17 protein-coding genes are annotated in these 19,351 nt (G+C 35.7%); 8 read left to right on the plus strand and 9 right to left on the minus strand.

What is annotated here, in order from left to right; genetic code table 11:
- From QDN89_RS02760 to mnhG, 3 genes are read left to right on the plus strand one after another with little or no spacing between them, the layout of a single operon-like run.
- Window positions 1-477 (plus strand): Na+/H+ antiporter subunit E, encoded by a 477-nt coding sequence (locus QDN89_RS02760; protein WP_280768542.1) that lies wholly within the window; start codon window positions 1-3, stop codon window positions 475-477.
- Window positions 477-758, plus strand: coding sequence for a Na(+)/H(+) antiporter subunit F1 (locus QDN89_RS02765; protein WP_280768543.1), 282 nt, complete (start codon window positions 477-479; stop codon window positions 756-758). The genes QDN89_RS02760 and QDN89_RS02765 overlap by 1 nt, the downstream gene beginning before the upstream one ends.
- Window positions 739-1,089, plus strand: a complete 351-nt coding sequence (gene mnhG / locus QDN89_RS02770; RefSeq protein WP_280768544.1) for a monovalent cation/H(+) antiporter subunit G — start codon at window positions 739-741, stop codon at window positions 1,087-1,089. The genes QDN89_RS02765 and mnhG overlap by 20 nt, the downstream gene beginning before the upstream one ends.
- Window positions 1,090-1,621: 532 nt before the next feature.
- Here mnhG and QDN89_RS02775 read toward each other — a convergent pair.
- The 4 genes from QDN89_RS02775 to QDN89_RS02790 form a co-directional block, all read right to left on the minus strand.
- Window positions 1,622-2,971, minus strand: a complete 1,350-nt coding sequence (locus QDN89_RS02775) for a (Fe-S)-binding protein (protein WP_425335363.1) — start codon at window positions 2,969-2,971, stop codon at window positions 1,622-1,624.
- On the minus strand, window positions 2,968-4,380 hold the full coding sequence (gene glcD / locus QDN89_RS02780; protein ID WP_280768545.1) for a glycolate oxidase subunit GlcD: 1,413 nt from the start codon (window positions 4,378-4,380) through the stop codon (window positions 2,968-2,970). Before glcD ends, QDN89_RS02775 begins: the two co-directional genes overlap by 4 nt.
- A gap of 130 nt (window positions 4,381-4,510) precedes the next feature.
- The gene (locus QDN89_RS02785) at window positions 4,511-5,644 is read right to left on the minus strand and encodes a CdaR family transcriptional regulator (RefSeq protein WP_280768546.1); all 1,134 of its coding nucleotides are present in this window, start codon (window positions 5,642-5,644) and stop codon (window positions 4,511-4,513) included.
- 5 nt (window positions 5,645-5,649) lie between these two features.
- Window positions 5,650-6,435 carry a phosphatidylserine decarboxylase gene (locus tag QDN89_RS02790; RefSeq protein WP_280768547.1) on the minus strand — a complete coding sequence of 262 codons (786 nt, stop codon included), beginning with the start codon at window positions 6,433-6,435 and terminating at the stop codon, window positions 5,650-5,652.
- 374 nt (window positions 6,436-6,809) lie between these two features.
- Here QDN89_RS02790 and QDN89_RS02795 point away from each other — a divergent pair, with 374 nt between their 5' ends.
- The 3 genes from QDN89_RS02795 (at window position 6,810) to QDN89_RS02805 (ending at window position 10,807) form a co-directional block, all read left to right on the plus strand.
- Window positions 6,810-9,398, plus strand: coding sequence for a CBS domain-containing protein (locus tag QDN89_RS02795; protein ID WP_280768548.1), 2,589 nt, complete (start codon window positions 6,810-6,812; stop codon window positions 9,396-9,398).
- 296 nt (window positions 9,399-9,694) lie between these two features.
- Window positions 9,695-10,240: a peroxiredoxin gene (locus QDN89_RS02800; RefSeq protein ID WP_280768549.1), complete on the plus strand. Its 546-nt coding sequence runs from the start codon at window positions 9,695-9,697 to the stop codon at window positions 10,238-10,240.
- Between the two features lie 117 nt (window positions 10,241-10,357).
- Window positions 10,358-10,807, plus strand: a complete 450-nt coding sequence (locus QDN89_RS02805; protein ID WP_280768550.1) for a TlpA disulfide reductase family protein — start codon at window positions 10,358-10,360, stop codon at window positions 10,805-10,807.
- Window positions 10,808-10,881: 74 nt separating this feature from the next.
- Here the strand turns inward: QDN89_RS02805 and QDN89_RS02810 are convergent, their stop codons facing one another.
- Window positions 10,882-11,961, minus strand: a complete 1,080-nt coding sequence (locus tag QDN89_RS02810; protein ID WP_280768551.1) for an HD-GYP domain-containing protein — start codon at window positions 11,959-11,961, stop codon at window positions 10,882-10,884.
- 296 nt (window positions 11,962-12,257) lie between these two features.
- Between QDN89_RS02810 and deoD the strand changes: the two genes are divergently transcribed.
- Window positions 12,258-12,965: a purine-nucleoside phosphorylase gene (gene deoD / locus QDN89_RS02815; RefSeq protein WP_280768552.1), complete on the plus strand. Its 708-nt coding sequence runs from the start codon at window positions 12,258-12,260 to the stop codon at window positions 12,963-12,965.
- A gap of 71 nt (window positions 12,966-13,036) precedes the next feature.
- Here deoD and lplA read toward each other — a convergent pair whose 3' ends face one another.
- From lplA to QDN89_RS02830, 3 genes are all read right to left on the minus strand, one after another.
- Window positions 13,037-14,023, minus strand: coding sequence for a lipoate--protein ligase (gene lplA, locus QDN89_RS02820; protein WP_280768553.1), 987 nt, complete (start codon window positions 14,021-14,023; stop codon window positions 13,037-13,039).
- Window positions 14,024-14,171: 148 nt separating this feature from the next.
- Window positions 14,172-14,900: an RNA polymerase sporulation sigma factor SigK gene (gene sigK / locus QDN89_RS02825; RefSeq protein ID WP_280768554.1), complete on the minus strand. Its 729-nt coding sequence runs from the start codon at window positions 14,898-14,900 to the stop codon at window positions 14,172-14,174.
- Between the two features lie 163 nt (window positions 14,901-15,063).
- Window positions 15,064-17,088, minus strand: a complete 2,025-nt coding sequence (locus QDN89_RS02830) for a methyl-accepting chemotaxis protein (protein ID WP_280768555.1) — start codon at window positions 17,086-17,088, stop codon at window positions 15,064-15,066.
- A 490-nt stretch (window positions 17,089-17,578) separates the two neighbouring features.
- Between QDN89_RS02830 and QDN89_RS02835 the strand changes: the two genes are divergently transcribed.
- Entirely contained in the window at window positions 17,579-18,403 is an 825-nt protein-coding gene (locus tag QDN89_RS02835; protein ID WP_280768556.1) for an aldo/keto reductase, read from the plus strand.
- A gap of 89 nt (window positions 18,404-18,492) precedes the next feature.
- Here QDN89_RS02835 and QDN89_RS02840 read toward each other — a convergent pair whose 3' ends face one another.
- A complete protein-coding gene (locus QDN89_RS02840; RefSeq protein WP_280768557.1) occupies window positions 18,493-19,320 on the minus strand; it encodes an STAS domain-containing protein in 828 nt (275 codons plus the stop codon).
- Between the last annotated feature and the right edge of the window lie 31 nt (window positions 19,321-19,351).

Below are 19,351 nucleotides of genomic sequence, written 5' to 3' on the forward strand. Positions count from 1 at the left end.
ATGGCCTTTCAAATTTTATTAAACATTGGTTTAGCTTTGATTTGGATGTTACTTAGAAACGAGTATACAATGGTTGAGTTCATGCTTGGATACATTGTTGGTGTCGTTCTATTATATATCCTTAGGCGATTCTTATTTTTTGATTTCTACTTCCGAAGAGTCATCGCCTTATTTAAACTATTATTTCTATTTACGTACAAATTAGTGTTGTCAAATATTGACGTTACAAAAATTGTATTAAGTCCGAAAATGAACATTCAGCCCGGAATTATTGCGGTTCCGACGAAGTTAAAAACAGATTGGGAAGTGACGTTATTAGCAAACTTAATTTCACTTACACCCGGCACATTAACAATGAACTTCTCTGAAAATGGTCGAACTCTTTATGTCCATTCGATTCACGTTCCTGATAAAGAAAAAGCGATCAAAGAAATTCATGAGTCATTTGAAAGAGCGATAATGGAGGTGACTCATTAATGTTACTAACAGTATCTCTCATTGTTCTCATCATGATGTCTATCGCCATCCTCATTGCTACGATTCGTGCCGTTATCGGTCCTAGTATGTCTGATCGGGTCGTTGCGTTAGATACGATTGGTATCAATCTTATTGGGTTTATTACGATTATCATGCTTGTTCAGCAGACACTTGCTTACTCGGAAGTTATTTTAGTTCTTGCTGTATTAGCGTTTATCGGTTCTGTCGCTATTGCTAAATTCATTGAAGGGGGTGTGGTCCTTGATAGAGATCGTCATTAGCATTTTATTGCTCACTGGAGGAAGCTTAAGTATTTTAGGTGCCATCGGTCTCATTCGATTTCCTGATGTATACGGGCGATTACATGCAGCTACTAAAAGTGCCACACTCGGTGTTATAAGTGTTATCTTTGGAGTGTTTCTCTACTTTTTATTTATAGAAGGTATGTTTGTAGGTAAGCTCCTGTTAACGATTGTATTTTTATTTTTAACTGCTCCAGTTGCGGCCTTTATGATTGCACGCTCTGCCTATAACGTGAACGTGAAAATGTGGGATAAAAGCATTCAAGACGACTTAGCTGAAGCAACAAAAAAACAAAAAGCAAAATCCTAAAAAAGATTTGACGTGGTTCATCAAAGATGAGCCACGTCTTTTTTGTTTAATTTTATCTATCGTAATTAGATGTGGAATAAAACAATCATTCCTTTACCATAGCCCATGTCTTCACTAGAAGAGGCACCGAAGCAAGTAACAATTTTACCTCACTCCTCGCAAAGCGTTCGATGAATTGGAGATTTTTGTTATTGTTTCCTGGGACACTCATTACGACCTTATGTGGAATTTTATTTTTCCTAAATGGATCTTTCTAGAACTCAGTGCTCTTATTTTAGCTGAAAGGCACTAAGCGAGGTTGATAGCGCCTTTCATTTGCTATTATTCGCACTATAATACCTTAATGTCGATAAATAGAGAAAGCATCGTTTCGAACTTTATAAACGTTACCCCAGTTAAACTCTGAACGAATAACGTTTCCTTCCTCCATTCAAGGAAGGAAACAATGATCTTTTCAAACACAACAAAGAGACTACCGAAGTAACCTTTTCGATAGTCTCTTTTATCATAGGCAATATTCCGTTTAAATCTACTATACCTTTTGCAATTGTTTCTCTTTATATTTTACAGCTTCAGCAAGTAAGTCAACAATATGAACAGCTTTCATTGTTTTTTGTTTCCCTTCACGCTCTACGCCAAGTTTCATTTGTAATAGGCAACCTGGGTTCGCTGTTACAATTGTTGCTGCTTTTACTTCATCGACTTTGGCCATTTTATGATCTAAAATCTGCATAGACATTTCTTGTTCGATAATGTTATATGTTCCAGCCGAACCACAACATTGATCTGCATCTTTCATTTCCATAAACTGAGTACCTTTAATAGATTGTAATAACTTCCTTGGCGCTGAAAAAGTTCCTTGGACATTACGTAAATGACAAGAATCTTGATACGTAATGATTTGAGGATCTAATTCCATTTCTGGTAATCCTACATCAAGAAGAATTTCACTAATGTCTTTCACTTTAGCAGAAAATGCCTCTGCTCTTTGTTTCCATTTTGGTTCGTCTTTCAAAATATGACCGTAGTCAACGAGAACCGCTCCACATCCTCCTGCATTAGAAACGATGTGATCAAATTCTCCTTCTTCAAAAGCGACAATATTCTTTTTCGCAAGCTCTTTTGCCGTATCCATTTCTCCACTATGAGCATGCAATGCTCCACAACAATTTTGTGTTTGTGGGATCACAACATCACAATTTGCTTTTTTCAACAAATATAATGTGGAATCATTTGTTTCCATAAACATCGTATCCATCAAACAGCCTGAGAAAAAGGCTACTTTCTTTTTCACTACTCCTTCTGCTTCCACATGGCTTGGACGATTTTTTAACTGTTTTGGCGATGCAATAGACGGCAATACTCTTTCCATCGTACTAAGATGTTTGCCAACAATCCCTGTCATTTTTGTCGCTCTAGCAACTTTTTGAACACCACTATTTTGATAGAACCATAACAATCCATTTAATCCTCTCATCCGACTTTGATGAGGAAAGAGTTGATTAAATATCAAACTTCTAAACATTTTTACAGGAGGAGAGTACTTCTTTTTTGTTTGTAAAATATCTAAGGCTTGCTCTAGCAAGTGACCATATTTTACTCCTGATGGGCAAGCAGGTTCACAAGCGCGACAGCCAAGGCATAAGCTTAGCTGCGCCTCAAAGTCTTCGTCTGGCTCCATCTTTCCATCAACGACAGCTTTCATCAGCGCAATACGCCCTCTTGGAGAAGCGGCTTCATTTCCTTTTGTCTCTATATAAGTTGGACACGACGGAAGACAAAAGCCACAACGCATACAGTTTAATAACTCGTCATAATCCATTTTCTCTTTGAAGTCTTTTTTAATTTGTTCATTTCGCTTCATATCTGTTGTGACACTCATTTCTCAACCACCACCCGTTTACGTGTATCCTTTGCAAAAATCTTACCTGGGTTCATAATATTATTCGGATCAAAAGCTTGCTTAATGGCAAACATAGCATCTACACCCGTTTCTCCAACTTTCCAAGATAAATACGGAGATTTCATTACCCCAACACCGTGTTCCCCTGTAATTGTTCCACCTAATTCGATCGCTTTTTTAAAAATCTCTTCGAAAGACTTTTCCACTCGCTTCATTTCTTCCTTATCACGAGCATCAGTCATACAAGTTGGGTGGAGGTTTCCGTCTCCGGCATGACCAAACGTACAAATTTGAACATCATTTTCTTTGGCAATTTTTTCAATTGCTCTTACCATCTCCGCTATTTTAGATCGAGGAACAGTTGCGTCTTCAAGGATAGTTGTTGGTTTCATTCTAGCAAGTGCCGATAAAGCTGTTCGTCTAGCGGCAGTTAATGCCGCGCCTTCTTCTGGTGTAGAAGCTATTTGTACAGAAATAGCATTCGTTTCACGGCAGATCTCTGCAATTTTTTCTATGTCACGTTCAACCACTTCTGCAGGACCGTCTTGTTCAATCAATAGAACTGCCCCTGCCTCTGTCGGTAATCCAATCTTTGCAAAGTCTTCCACTACTTGAATCGTTGGTTGATCTAAAAATTCAAGAGTCGCTGGGATGATTCGGTTTGCGATGATTTTCGATACCGTGTTCCCCGCTGCTTCTAGACTGTCATAAAGAGCTAACATAGTCTTTTTTGTTTCAGGAATAGGAATTAGTTTAAGTGTAGCTTCTGTGATTATTCCTAGTGTACCCTCAGATCCAACCATAAGACGAGTTAAGTCATACCCTGCTACATCTTTGGCAAGTTTTCCCCCTGTTTTAACAATATCTCCGTTTGGCATAACAAACTCTAAGCCAATAACATAGTCACGGGTAACACCATATTTCAGTCCTCTTAATCCTCCAGAGCATTCCAATATATTCCCTGCAATCGTTGATATTTTCATAGAGCCTGGGTCTGGTGGATAAAATAAGCCCTTTGCTTCCGCTGCTTCAATAAGATCTAACGTGATTACTCCCGGTTGAACGGTTATCGTCAAATTTTCATCATCAATTTCTAAAATTTCTGACATATGATTGAATATCATGACGATTCCACCTTCTAGTGGTGTCGTTCCAGCACATAAATTCGTTCCTGACCCTCTCGGAACAATTGGAACACCATGACTATTACATACTTTCACAATTTCAGAGACATCTTGTTTATTTCTCGGTTTAATCACAGCATCAGGAATCGCCTGATAATCAGGTGTAGAATCATAAGAATAAACAATCAAATCTTGCTGAGAGTCTTTTACATTCTCACCTCCGACAATGTCCACCAATTTTCCCCTTACTTCTTTCGTTAACATGATACTTATCCCCCTTATTAAAGTTTACCTACATTCGAAATAGTATAGTTTAATTATAAAAAAATAAAACGTCTTCATCTATGTTGAAACATACAAATTTCAACGATGAAAACGCTTTATTATTGTAACTTTATCTAAATTCGTTCTGGAATGAAAGAGCTAAATAAAATGAAACAAGCTGTTCCGTATCTTTTAAAGATCTCCCAGTTAACTCTTGAACTCTTTTCAAACGATAGTGAAGCGTATTAATATGAATATGGAGTAATTCTGCTGTAATTTTTGCGTTTAGCTGAGATTGCATATAAACGTTCAATGTATAAATCAATTCTTTATCATTTATAATCTCTCCAAGGATATTATCGACCATTTGACTTCTCGTTTGATCGGTTATTTCCGCTAACGCAATGTCCAATGATAAGTCTTCATAATACATGATTTTTTGCTGTTTTTTAGACGCTCGCAATGCTTTCTTTGCATCTAAATATGACTGATGTAAATCCTGAGGATGTGGAGCAAGTTTCCCTACTCCAATAAATAACTCTAATTTTTGTTCTCGGTCTACTTCACGCTGACATTCTAGCAACTTTCTTTTTAACGTACTCATATCTTCGGTTTTTTCAATACATTTTAATAAAACAAATCGGCCGTTTCCCCATCTAACAACCAAATCTTCTAAATTAAAACTAAACTGGTTACGTATTTGCTCTATCACTTCGCTTTCAATCAATCGATCATGCCCTTTATCTAATTCTTCTGCACTTAACTCAAATAAAACGCATACTCTCGGAAGAAACATTGATATTCCTAAGATTTCTGCACGATCCATAAAATCTTGATCTAATTGAATGAGTTGAGCCCATTCATATACAAACGTTTCAAGTCCTCGATACTTGGATTCCAATCGCTCACTTGAATGTGCTTCCTGTATGATTAACTCTGTCATTCTTTGAATTAATTGGCCAAACTGAACAACCCTTTCTGGTTCACCAGTTATACCGATCACTCCGACAACATCTCTAGAAATGATAATTGGTAAATTCAATCCGGCCTTAACACCTTGTAATTTAGAAACATCTTCTTTTCTAATATGAAATGCTTTTTTCTGCTTTATCGAAATAAATGCTCCTTCATGAAAATCGCCTATTCGAGTTTTATCACTAGCTGCGATAATTACGCCTCTATCATCAACGACAATGACTTCTTCATTAACAATATGTGTCACTTCATCCACAATTCGATGCGCTAATGAGGAGAGTAGTTTCACTTACATCACTCCATCCATGTGCCGATAGATTCTCCTTGCTTCACTTCTAATTCTCCTTGCAAGATAGTGTTGTTAAATGCCATAACATTTTCTTCGAACAAAAGAATCACGGTAGATCCGAAGGAAAAATAGGCCATTTCTTCCCCTTTATCTACCGTACTTTCTAACTGAGATGGATGGACACTGTTAACATTTAAAGCCCCCACTTTGACGATAGCAACACGCTTGTGCCGATGCTCTAGTTCCGTTATTAAACGATAATTCGTCGCTAGAGGTTCTTGCCCATAAAAAAGACCCATCGAGTTAACTGGTTCAGAATAGGTCCCTAACGCCCAGCGTCGGATGATTTTGCCTTTACAAGGACTGTGTATACGATGATAGTCTTTGGGGGATAAATACAGGACACAATAATGACCGTTTTTAAAACGATCTACGGCAGAATCAAGCCCTAGCATAGTCTGCAAAGAATGCGACTTCCCTTTAACAAGAAATTGTTTATCTTTCGTTATACGTCCAGCTTCTTTCAATACTCCATCGACGGGACTAATGATATCATCCGTTCGTGTTGAGACAGTTCGACTATTTTCTTTTAACTGTCTAGTAAAGAACTCACTTAATGATGAAAAGCGATTCATATCTATAGCTAACTCCTCCGTGTTAATGTTAAATGTTCTAACAAAGGAAGGAATAAGCCACTTACTTGCTTTTGATTGAGTGAACCTTCTTAAAGTAGCAGTATACATTCTGTTATGAGTTAATTCTAGCATGAGATGATATAACTTTTTCTTCATGTAATATCCTAATCTCCTTCTTTATAACTTATAGATTAATCTGTAGCTCTATCATATATGGTATAATTAGCTTTTATTATCATTTCATTTTATACTTTATTTAACTTACATTTTTTATTCTCTAATATGCGTACTCCCAATATATCTATTCATTATTTTAACATTATCTCTCTTAAAGATCACTGATATTTCCATTAAAAGCATCACGATCGTCTTCCTAATATATGGGGGGCTTTTTTTATCAAAGTTCTGTCCAATCAAAGTCTAGATGATTACCTTTATTAAGTCGAAAAAAGAAGATATCAACTACTTTTTTATAGAAAAAATTATTTATACAAAGATAAGATGAAACATTTTAGTGGAGGTGGAAACGAATGCAAATTATATTATCTCATACCAATTTAGATTTCGATGGATTAGCATCTATGATTGCAGCCAAAAAGATATATCCTTTAGCTGAAATTGTATTACCTTCAAAACTTTCTCCAGAAGTGGAACATTTCCTTGCTATCTATAAAGATACTTTTCCATTTCAAAGGAAAAAAAACATACGTTTTGATCGAGTTCGAGAAGTTATTTTAGTTGATGCAAGTGATCCTAAACGAACGGGTGATTTTAATGAATGCCTCCCCAAATCTATTTCGTACATCGTTTATGATCACCATCCTGCGACAGATGGGACTGTTTACTTCTCAGAAGGAACAATCGAAAGTGTTGGAGCAACAATCACCTTGTTAGCAGAAAAATTAATGGAACAGAAAATTACGATTTCTCCTTTTGAAGCAACAGTGTTTTCTTTAGGAGTTTACTCCGATACTGGCGCTTTTACATATCCACATACAACTGCGCGAGACCTTCAAGCTGGGGCATATTTTATGGAACAAGGTGCAAACCTTCTTGTTGTTGATCAGTTTAGGGAAGCTCCTTTAAAAGAAGATCAGCAGAAACTTTATCAACAGCTATTAGATAATAGCGATCTTATATCGATCGATGGAATTGATATTTGTATTGCCACGCATGCTCAAAAACAGTATACCGGCCATTTAGCTTCCGTGACGAGGAAACTATTACAAATTACCGGTGCTGATGTCGTATTTTCTATTGCTGAAATGGGACACAAAACATTTATCACGGTAAGAGCAACGTCAGATAGAGTAAACGTCTTACCTTTAATCTACTCTCTTGATGGAGGAGGGCATGAAAAAGCCGCTGCAGCAGTAGTCCGAAATCAAACTTCCGAAGACATCTATAAAATTGTAAAGAAGAATCTTCCGCAAATTGTAAAACCTTCGTTAATCGCTAAGGACATGATGTCTTGTCCTGTAAGAGTTATTGCACCACAGACAACAATTGAAACAGCGTCAAAAATGCTATATCGCTACGGACACACAGGCTTTCCAGTCGTAGAAGATGACAAGCTAATCGGAATTATTTCTAGAAGAGATGTAGATAAAGCACTTCACCATCAGTTAGGGCATGCTCCTGTGAAAGGATATATGAGTCACCAACCAATCACTATAGGATTGAATGAGAAAATCGAACAAATTCGTGAGTTAATGATTGAGGATCGTGTAGGAAGATTACCCGTTGTTGAAAATGGTCAACTAGTAGGTATTGTATCCAGAACAGATGTTATCCAAGCAATGCACGGTAAAAAAGGAGTCAACATTACATTTTCTCCGTCTTCCGCCGCTCCACTGAAACGACAACTTATTCAAACAATGAGAAGACATCTTTCCCCAACCATTTATCAACTATTGGAAATCATAGGAGAAGAAGCCGGAAACTTATCGATGAGAGCTTACCTTATCGGTGGCATGGTAAGGGATCTATTATTAGAAAAAGAAAATGAAGACATGGATATTGTTGTAGAAGGAGACGGTATTTCTTTAGCCCTTCATTTACAAAACATATATGGTGGAAAAGTAAGAAAACATGACGAATTTCGAACAGCTACATGGAAACATCCATCAGGATTCAAAGTGGACCTTACAAGTGCAAGAACAGAATATTATGATTTCCCAGCTGCCCTTCCTAAAGTAGAAATGTCTACAATAAAAGAAGACTTATTTCGAAGAGATTTTACAATCAACGCGATGGGAATTTGCCTTCACAAAGACGAATTTGGTGAACTGATTGATTACTTCCATGGTTTCGAAGATTTACGAAAAGGAAAACTTAGAGTTCTCTATAATTTAAGTTTTGTCGAAGATCCAACAAGGATTCTTCGCGCTATTCGATTTGAAAGTCGCTTTCAATTCAGAATGGATGCACAGACAGAGCGTTTAGCCACGCAATCTGCTAATAACCTTCAGTCTGTTTCTAAACCTCGCTTATCCAGTGAGTTAGTTCGCTTATTTTATGAAGAAGATCCAAGTTATGGAGTAGAAAGAATACAAGAACTATCTCTTACTAAATTTATGATTCCAACCCCTACTTCTGAACGAGAAGCTAAAGAACACGTAAAACTTTTACACACATGGCATAAGAAGTTTGTCACAGAAAAAATAACCGTTAATCGGTCCATTTGGATTTGTTATTGGTTTATACTTACTTCGAAAAAGGTAAAGGAACAAACAAGCATCCAGCGGTATTGTTTAACAAAAGAAGATTTAAAAACGTTACATGCTCTAGAAGCTCTAGTATTGAATAGAAACAATTATTCCTTTGAAAACATATCTAAAACCAAATTACACGAGATGTTTGCATCATATCAACTTGAACCTTTGGTAAGTTTTTTTACGATCCTTAAAATGAAGGACAAAAAGCATTTATTCCATTACTTGCTTGAACGAGAAAAATTAGACCGTAAATTAGCAGGGGATGATTTGATAGAAATTGGCTTAACACCAAGTCCTTTATTTCGAGAAATTCTCTTCTATGGAGAAACAGTACAATTGGAGTTCCCTTCTATTACGAAAGAGGAACTATTAGAAAAGGTCAAAACTACATTTTATCTTTGAAAATGATCATTTGTATATGCTGCTTTTTCTCATTGATAGACGAAATTGTGATAATGATATTATTGCAAAAACTTATTTCTTGATCTTAAAATTTTAGTAACCTATAATACAAAATGTACAAGATTATAAAGATACACTCATTGACTCGAAGCTCATTTCGTATCTATTTGTTTTAAAGGATGATTCAAACAACCTCAATCAAGTGAAGAAATTCACTTGACATTTTCTTCACATAATGCCAAAATGTATTATGTATTAAATGATAATAATTATTAACAACAAGGAGAGATTCAGATATGTCCGAAAAAAGAATGGTAGCAAAACAGGCACCGAGATTTGAAATGGATGCGGTAATGCCTAATAAAGAATTCAATAAAGTATCATTAGAGGAAAACATGAAAAATGATAAATGGACAGTTCTTTTCTTCTATCCAATGGACTTTACTTTTGTATGTCCAACAGAAATTACTTCCCTTAGTGATCGATTTGATGAATTTGAAGATTTAGATGCTGAGGTAATTGGTGTATCCACAGATACAATTCATACTCACCTTGCATGGATTAATACAGATCGTGATAGCAATGGTTTAGGTGATCTACTCTACCCATTAGCTGCTGATACGAACCATACTGTCGCTCGAGACTATGGTGTTCTTATTGAAGATGAAGGTGTAGCTTTACGAGGATTGTTCATCGTAAGTCCAGAAGGGGAATTAATGTATTCTGTCGTCAACCATAATAACATTGGTCGTGATGTAGATGAAACGTTAAGAGTCCTTCAAGCACTTCAAACTGGCGGACTTTGCCCTGCAAACTGGAAGCCAGGTCAAGCTACTTTATAATGAATGAAGACTACAACTCAATAAGATGAAATCGTCCTTTTGGACGATTTCGTTTTGTATGATATAACTAGTTTAATCAAACGATAAAATATTAAGTATATAGAGGAGTGTCAACAAATGAAACTTCGTGAAGAGATGCCAGAATTAACTGGTGCTACGAAATGGTTAAATGGAGAATTATCTAAAGATGAATTAGTAGGTGACAAACCAACACTTATTCATTTTTGGTCAGTAAGTTGCGGATTATGTAAGGATGCTATGCCTGACGTTAATGAATTCCGCGATGAATATGAAGACGAATTAAATGTGATGGCTGTTCATATGCCACGTTCTGAGAAAGACTTGGATATGAGTGTCATTCAAGCAACTGCTCAAGGACATGACATTACACAACCTATCTTCGTAGATAGTGAACACAAATTAACAGATGCTTTCGAAAATCAATATGTGCCTGCTTATTATGTTTTTGATGAAAAAGGACAACTTCGACATTTCCAAGCTGGCGGAGGTGGCATGAAAATGCTCCGTAAACGTGTCAATCGTGTCCTTGGAATTGAAGCAAAATAAATATAAAAATAAAAAGGACAAAACAGTTTTAATCGTTAAACGTTTTGTCTTTTTTTATATTTACTTTCCGCATTTTATAAAATGGAATCATGATACAAAAAAACTTCTTTAATATTTAACATACGATTCTCTCGCATATCAATAAACATAGAATCTAATTCTATTAAAGGTCGATTTATTTCTTCTTTAAACAGTTGAACAATCTTTGCTCTTCTTCCATCATCCAGTTCAATTTCATGCCCAATATATCCACTAAGAATATGTTCCACAAAAGGAAATACAATCTCACCATTTAGCTTTCCTCTATATACTTCTTGAATAAGTTCGTCAAGAGCGTCAAATGGCAAAAGTTTTTGTCTGTACACACGTTCTGAAGATATGGCATCATACGTATCAGCAACTGCAATAATTTGAGTAAGGAATGGAATATTTTCTTTCAACCCAAATGGATATCCAGAACCATCTAACCGTTCATGATGACAAAGGGTGCCATTTAAAATACTTTCATCAATTCCCTCCATCTGTTGAAGGATATCTTTTCCGTAAGACGGGTGTTTTTTTACTTCCGCAAATTCTTCCACCGTTAGCTTCGTTTCTTTATTTAAAATATGTAACGGCACTTTCATTTTTCCAATATCATGTAAAAAGCCAATTTCACCTAATTTAATTGTATCTGAAAAGGGTAACCGTAAAATTTTCCCGATTGTAGCTGACATTAATCCCACATTTATACTATGCCGGTAAGTATACTCATCGTGGCCTTTGATGTGACGAAGCTCTAAAAAAATATTCGGTCCATGTAAAACTTTTTCAAGAAGAGGTTTAAAAGGTACCATAAACTCTTGTAATTGTGGTACTTCCCTTGAAATTGCTTCGTGAAAAAGTCTTTTCACTTCAATTAAATTTTCATTATATTGTGCTGATATTTCCTTTTTAAAAGCAAAGATTTGTTTCGTTTGCTCTTCAATTGGTGATTCCAATTGAGGCTGTAACTCTATGTTATCAATTTGATGATTTTTCAAGATCGTCAAATGCCAATGAGTTAATACTGTCCCTTTTCGAAGTAAAAAATGTCCCGATGCTGAAACCACATCATTAGCTAATGATCTCCCAACAATAGAATGATTCCACTTCCCTCGGTCACACAATTCCATATACCCACCTCATTTTAACTCTTATTTTGGAATTTATTTCTATATGGTTATAATATAACATAATAAAGACCCATAATATTACTTAAAATCAAAATTTATAGATAGTGATCAGGACTTTATAACCATTAGTTAATATTGTTATATTTATCACTTGAACCATATGAAAATAGTATAGACGTCTGATTAACCAATACTATTATAGATAAAATCACCCTCTATTATAGAATTTTTTTGCATCTGTTAAATCTCTGTGGTACGTTTAATTTGATGGTATTTACTTTGAAAGGATGATAACAATGAGCGTACATATCGATGCAAAACAAGGAGATATTGCAGAGTCTATTTTGCTACCTGGAGACCCATTACGAGCAAAATACATTGCAGAAAATTTTCTAGAGGATGTCACTTGCTATAATGAAGTCCGTGGAATGTTAGGTTTTACAGGAACATACAAAGGTAAAAGAGTTTCTGTACAAGGGACAGGAATGGGAGTCCCTTCTATTTCTATTTATGTTCATGAATTAATTAACAGCTATAATGTGAAAAATTTAATCCGAGTAGGAACTTGCGGAGCAATTCAGAAAGATGTAAAAGTAAGAGATGTGATTCTTGCTATGAGTGCAACGACAAACTCAGGCGTAAACAGACATCAATTTAAAGGGATGGATTTTGCACCTACTGCAAATTTCGACCTTTTAAAGAAAGCATACGATGGTGCGAAAGAACATAATATGAGCGTAAATGTAGGAAGTGTGTTTACAAGCGACGTTTTCTACAATGATGATAAAGAAATTATTCCTTTATTAGCTTCTCACCAAGTACTTGCAGTTGAAATGGAAACCTCAGCTCTATACACAATAGCAGCACGTTTTGGTGTAAATGCATTATCAGTTCTAACTGTCAGTGACCACATTTTAACTGGGGAAGAAACAAGTTCTCAAGAGCGGCAAGAAACATTCAATGAAATGGTTGATGTTGCTCTTACTGCAGCTATTGCAGAGTAATTAGCTCAGAAATAAAGAGGCTGTCACATTGAACAGCCTCTTTATATTTTAAGTACCCCACGCATGATTTATTAATAAATCAACTCAATAAACCCTTCTCGAGAAATTCTCCCGAAATAAAATGTCATATCCAAATTGGCTAAAGCATCATGAATAGCATTTTTCTCATATTTAACGTCGGTCAACAGTTCTTCTACATCACTGACATCTCCAACGCCAAAGAAATCGCCAAATATTTTGCACTCTTTAATCGTACCTTTAGACACATTGAGGCGAACATCAATGGTTCCTGCATCAAACCGTTTCGAACGTTGCAAATCAAACTTCGGTGATTTCCCATAGTTCCATTCCCACTTCTTATAACGATCCTGTGAGATCTTTTCTATTCCTTTCCAATCTTCTTCTGTTAATGTATATTTTTCCATTTGCCCATCTGAAAAAATATAGTCTAACAGCACTTTTTTCAACTCATCTACTGTGAGCTTGTCTTCAAGAAATTCGTTGATGTTTGCTACTCGACTGCGAATCGATTTGATCCCTTTAGAGCGAATTTTTTCTTCATTCACATTCAGCGCATCAACAGCTTTTTCGATCTCTGAGTCTAACAATAACGTTCCGTGACTGAACATTCGACCTTTTGTTGTGTATTGCGCATTACCCGAAATTTTTCTCTCACCTACGTGAATATCATTTCTTCCACTAAGTTTTGCTTCCACACCTAGCTTTTCCAATGCTTGTGTCACCGGTTCTGTGAACTTTTGAAAGTTAGAGAAACTGTCTCCATCGTCTTTCGTCAAAAAACTAAAGTTCAAGTTACCTAAATCATGATATACCGCTCCACCTCCAGAGAGACGCCTTACGATATGAATACCTTCTTTATCAACGTAATCTTTATTAATTTCTTCGATTGTATTTTGATTTTTCCCAATAATTATCGATGGTTCATTTACATAAAAAAGTAAATAAGTATCATCAATTGGAAGATTTCTTAATGCATATTCCTCAATTGCTAAATTAATCGTAGGGTCTGTAATATTTTCATTATCAATAAATTTCATGAAATATCCTCCTCGTCCAAATTCTATCGTCATTATCTTATCACATCTTAGCATGAAAAATTAAATGGTTTGCAAAGGTATAGGAGTGGAGGATAGATCTATAGTAAAAAAGAGCACACGTCACTATGTGCTCTTTCATTTTTCATTGTTATGTTTCCTTGTCTTCCGTGCGATATGCAGCCTTTTGATGACGATAAAATTCATGAAATAACTTCATCAACGCTCTTTTTTCAATTCGAGAAACGTAACTTCTTGATATGCCTAAATCTTTTGCTATTTCTCGCTGCGTTTTCTCCTTTTTCATATCCAATCCAAATCGTCCAACAACCACTTCTTTTTCTCGTTTATTTAGTACATGAATATATTGATATATTTGCTGCTTCTCCATCTTCAACTGAATTTGATCAACTAGGTCCTCCGTTTCTGCTTGGAGAACATCCATCAGGCTTATTTCATTTCCTTCTTTATCTTGCCCAATCGGATCATGCAAAGAGATATCCTTGCGAACTTTCTTCAAAGCACGAAGGTGCATTAGGATTTCATTCTCAATACATCTTGCTGCGTAAGTTGCCAATTTTGTTCCTTTCCCTGAAGAGTAACTTTCGATCGCCTTGATAAGGCCAATCGTTCCGATAGAGATAAGATCTTCCGTATCTTCATTTGTATTCTCAAACTTCTTGACGATGTGTGCCACTAGTCTAAGGTTATGTTCAATAAGTAAATGTCTTGCCTCTTCATCCCCCTCTTGCATAAGTTCAATGTATTTCTTTTCATCCTTCTGACTGAGTGGTTGCGGAAACGCATTGTTCCTCACAAATGATACAAAAACGAGCAGTTCCTTTACAAAATGTGTGACCGCAACAAGTATACTGGACATGCATCCACACTCCTCCTTTTGTCTCGTGATTCATATATATGCCTAGGAAAAGTTTTCTGTGTCTGTCTACTCCTAATAATTAACGATGACGTTTTTATAAATTATTGGCACTAAAAAACCTTCCTAATAAAAGAAAGGTTTTAAAGAAATATTTGAATTTTAGTTAGTTCACCTTAAACCGGTTGATGACTTTTTCTAAATCTATCATTGTCATTTCTAGATTTTCTGACAAGCTGCCTAACTCCTCGGCTGCTGCAAATTGTTCTTCCGTTGTTGCACTAACCTCTTCTGTAGCAGCAGAAGTGACTTCTGTGATCGCGCCCATATCAGAAATGGATTTCTCAACCTTCTCTTTTGTCACGTTCATTTTTTCAATCGATTTCTCCATCGATTGAATAGCTTGAAAAATATCATCTGTGTCTTGGATAATATGGTCAAAAGAAAGCTGCGTTTCTTTCACAGACTCCGTCTGTTCTTCAAATAAGTTTACGGACGTTTGCACAAGCTCAACGGAGTTACTTGTCTGACCTAATATCTTTTTAATGATTTCTTCTATTTTTTTCGTTGAAGATTTTGACTGCTCAGCTAGCTTCCTTACTTCATCTGCAACAACAGCAAAACCTCTTCCGGCTTCGCCTGCACGGGCTGCTTCAATACTCGCATTCAGTGCTAATAGATTTGTTTGATCACTAATGTCGTTGATCATGGAAACAACGCCTTGAATCCCTGTTACTTCATTGCTTAATTTCTCAATCGTATCTTTTATTTGAATAATATTGTCACCGACACGATGATTTTTCATTGTTAACACTTCCATTTGATTCACGGAGTGTTGGCTGGACTTTTTCGTATTTGTTGCTGCACGAGATACATCATCAACATTTTTTTCTACATCAGCTATTTCATAAGACAACCCTTGCATTTCCGTCGTTGTCTTCTCAGAATAATCTACTTGTTCCATCGCTCCATTTGCTACATCTTCAATCGAACCTGCAATTTGATCCGCTGTTTGAGAAGATTGAATCGAGATCGTTTTTAATTGTTCTGCGCTTTTCACTGCACTCGTTGACATTTTTTGATTTTCCAAAATAATATCTTTTATGTTCAACAACATATTGTTAAAGCTCGAGCCTAATTGTCCAATTTCATTATTCCCAATCTCTTCAGTTCGAACCGTTAAGTCCCCTTGTTCTGCTTTTTTCATCAAATGGACGATTTTATCGACCGGTTTCGTAATCGTAAATGTGATAAACACTCCGATTAAGCTAGCCACCAAAGCAAAGATAACAACTAGGATGACAACATACTGAATCATATCGTTCATTTCTTGCATTAACGCAGATTTTGGCGTAGAAATGACTACTTGCCAATCATTTGATGTCATATGAGATGACATAATAGACTGTTCATTTTCATTATTTAAAACGTACTCACTACCTACTTCTTCAGACATACTACTTGCAACTACATGATTAGTTGAATCGATAATATAAATTTCTTTCTCTGCAATATCTTCATCTACACGAAATACTTCATCAAATAAAGAAGATTCAATTTGAAGGACGACTGTTCCATCAATCCCATTTCGAAACACATAAATATAGTCAGACGATTCATCTAGTCCCGCTACCCAAGCAATATTTCTCTCTTGAATAAACGCTTCTACTTCTGGATTTATTATTTCATCGACATTCATTCCTACGGACGTTCTTCCTAACACTTCGCCATCCGTTCTTTGATAGAAAAAATGTTCAAGGTGAGAGGTACTGTTTGCAATGGAAGAAAAGAAGTCTGCAATTTCTCGTTTTGTTTGGAATTCTTCTCCTCCATCAAGTTCATCAAAATCTTGTGTTAATTCTTGATAGAAACTTTGATCAGAAAAAGGTCTCATCGTTATATCTTCTATTTGTTCAATCGTATGGTTAATATTTTCTGAAATTTGAAAGCCAACATCTTCACTCATTTCTGAAACTTTTTCTTCTAGTGTATTTTTTGACACACTATAAACGAGTGTAGCTATGATAATGCTCGGAATGACACTCAGTAAAATAAATGATAATAGCAATTTATACTTCAATGATAACTGTCTTTTCCCTTCTTGTTTCACAATCGTTTTTCTTTGCTCTTTTTTCTTTCCCTTAAACAAACTCAAATGAGGTAATTTAATGTTGAACTTCTTAAGACCCATTTTTTGTCCCCATCCCATCAGATATTTTTAATGCTTAGCTTTCTCACCACAAGATTATTAATTTATTTAATTATGTATGTAAAGACTACCCTTAGCACCAGAACCCTCTGAATATGAAAGCGTTTTAAATTTATTAATGACTAAAGGAAGGTGATAATAGTCCCCCTTATATAGTATCAAATGAACGAAATACTGTCTATAAATTTTTTAGATTATATTAAAGAACGAGTATAATCGTTGAAAGTCTTATTCCCTTTTAAAACAAATCCCCAGAGCCTTTCGATCATCACAAAGAGACGCCATCCGTTACAGTAACTAATCGGATAAAAATCAACAGTTCAATTACACTTTAGAGGTTCCTAAAATGTTAACTGATCTAACTTTTTACAACTTTTCTTTCCTTAGTGTATAATTGGAGGAAATGTTATTATTATCGTTTATCCTTCTTCTTTTTCTATTTGAAGGATACTAAATTTAGAGGAGTGATTTGATGGACTTTGTAACACTAAATAATGGATTAAAGATGCCACAACTAGGATTTGGCGTTTGGCAAGTAGAAGATCAAGAAGCTGTTAAAGCGGTTTCAACCGCGTTCGAAACAGGGTACCGCTCCATTGATACTGCAATGATTTACAAAAATGAACGAGGAGTTGGCGAAGCAATAAAACAAAGTTCATTACCAAGAGAAGAACTTTTCATCACGACGAAAGTTTGGAATGCAGACCAAGGCTACGACAATACTCTTAAAGCATTTGAAGAAAGCTTAGAAAGATTAGGCTTAGATTATGTTGATTTATATTTAATTCATTGGCCAACACCAGAATTTGATAACTACGTTGATACATATCGTGCAATGGAGAAATTATACAATGACGGTCGAGTCAAAGCGATAGGGGTTTGTAACTTTGATATTGATCATTTGCAGCGATTATTAGATGAATGCGATGTAAAGCCAGCAGTTAACCAAGTAGAATGTCATCCATTCTTAGCTCAAAATGAACTGAAAACGTTTTGTAAAAAACACGATATCTTTTTAGAGGCATGGAGCCCATTGATGCAAGGTGGGGAAGTTCTAAATCACCCTGTTGTGCAAGGCATTGCTAGAGACCATCAAAAAACAGGGGCTCAAGTCATTATCAGGTGGCACCTTCAAAACGATTCCATCGTGATTCCTAAGTCCGTGACACCTTCTCGAATTGAAGAAAATTTCCAAGTATTTGACTTTGAATTAAGTGATGATGAAATGGAAATCATCAACCACTTAGATCGTGGGGAACGGAAAGGTCCTAAACCTAGTGAAATGAACGTGAGATAACGTTAAATAGAGAAAGTCGTTTTAAAAAGCCAAGCAAATGTGCTTGGCTTTTTTATGTACAATCATTTTAAAATATAGTAGTTAAATGCTTAACTGATGATTTCTGCATCCTCTAAAGCCCGTTGAACATTCGAAGTAATGGTAACTTTTTCAAAATGAATGTTTTGCTGAATAACCGTCATGGCAATGTTTGATTGTACTCCAGCGAGGGTAATATTAACACCAATCAGGCTTAAAGATTGAATGGTCGCATTCAAATAAGAAGCCACAATATTATCTATTTTAGGAACACCAGACATGTCAAATATGAGTCGATTGATTTTTCTTTGTTGACATTGCTCTAGTGTTTCATGCATAAGGAGCTGACCTCGTCGTTCATCTATTTTTCCAATTAAAGGGCAAATCGCTATCTTTTCAGTAATATTTATGATGGGAACAGACAACTCATTCAGTTTTTCATAATATTGCAATTCTTTATCTTTCGCTGCTTGAACGTGAGCAGTTAATACTTCTTTCACAGCTTCATTGATTTCTTTATTTAATAAATCATGGACATGCAAAAGCTCGTTTGTCGATAGATCGAAACGATCTTGGGCTTCCTTTTGAAACATCGTCCAGATCGTTGTAGACATTTCATAAAGACCATCTATTATTGCACTTACCGATATATTTTGAGCAAGGCCTAACTGATCAGCTTCTGTGTCTATGAGTAATTCATCCTTCTCTAGCTTCGAAACTTCATTAACTAAATGATTTTGAAAACGATGAAGAAAGTGCAAGAATATATTTCTTAGTTGATCTGTATCTTGATGATGAGCCATACTGCTGTGCATCATCACTTTATTAATAAGTTCATTTTCATTTTCAATAACATGATTTACAATCGTTTGCGACATTTGATTCATACTTCTTTTCATGAATGACGTTATCTCCTTTTAGTATCTGCCT

Source organism: Salipaludibacillus daqingensis, from assembly GCF_029891575.1.
GTDB lineage: Bacteria > Bacillota > Bacilli > Bacillales > Salisediminibacteriaceae > Salipaludibacillus > Salipaludibacillus daqingensis.

Excerpts from the sequence above, each read along its gene's own strand:
- QDN89_RS02760 (WP_280768542.1), top strand. The coding sequence starts at position 1 with ATGGCCTTTCAAATTTTATTAAACATTGGTTTAGCTTTGATTTGGATG.
- QDN89_RS02765 (WP_280768543.1), top strand. The coding sequence starts at position 477 with ATGTTACTAACAGTATCTCTCATTGTTCTCATCATGATGTCTATCGCC.
- QDN89_RS02775 (WP_425335363.1), bottom strand. The coding sequence starts at position 2,971 with ATGAGTGTCACAACAGATATGAAGCGAAATGAACAAATTAAAAAAGAC.
- glcD (WP_280768545.1), bottom strand. The coding sequence starts at position 4,380 with ATGTTAACGAAAGAAGTAAGGGGAAAATTGGTGGACATTGTCGGAGGT.
- QDN89_RS02790 (WP_280768547.1), bottom strand. The coding sequence starts at position 6,435 with ATGAAGAAAAAGTTATATCATCTCATGCTAGAATTAACTCATAACAGA.
- QDN89_RS02795 (WP_280768548.1), top strand. The coding sequence starts at position 6,810 with ATGCAAATTATATTATCTCATACCAATTTAGATTTCGATGGATTAGCA.
- QDN89_RS02800 (WP_280768549.1), top strand. The coding sequence starts at position 9,695 with ATGTCCGAAAAAAGAATGGTAGCAAAACAGGCACCGAGATTTGAAATG.
- QDN89_RS02805 (WP_280768550.1), top strand. The coding sequence starts at position 10,358 with ATGAAACTTCGTGAAGAGATGCCAGAATTAACTGGTGCTACGAAATGG.
- QDN89_RS02810 (WP_280768551.1), bottom strand. The coding sequence starts at position 11,961 with ATGGAATTGTGTGACCGAGGGAAGTGGAATCATTCTATTGTTGGGAGA.
- deoD (WP_280768552.1), top strand. The coding sequence starts at position 12,258 with ATGAGCGTACATATCGATGCAAAACAAGGAGATATTGCAGAGTCTATT.
- lplA (WP_280768553.1), bottom strand. The coding sequence starts at position 14,023 with ATGAAATTTATTGATAATGAAAATATTACAGACCCTACGATTAATTTA.
- sigK (WP_280768554.1), bottom strand. The coding sequence starts at position 14,900 with ATGTCCAGTATACTTGTTGCGGTCACACATTTTGTAAAGGAACTGCTC.
- QDN89_RS02830 (WP_280768555.1), bottom strand. The coding sequence starts at position 17,088 with ATGGGTCTTAAGAAGTTCAACATTAAATTACCTCATTTGAGTTTGTTT.
- QDN89_RS02835 (WP_280768556.1), top strand. The coding sequence starts at position 17,579 with ATGGACTTTGTAACACTAAATAATGGATTAAAGATGCCACAACTAGGA.
- QDN89_RS02840 (WP_280768557.1), bottom strand. The coding sequence starts at position 19,320 with ATGAAAAGAAGTATGAATCAAATGTCGCAAACGATTGTAAATCATGTT.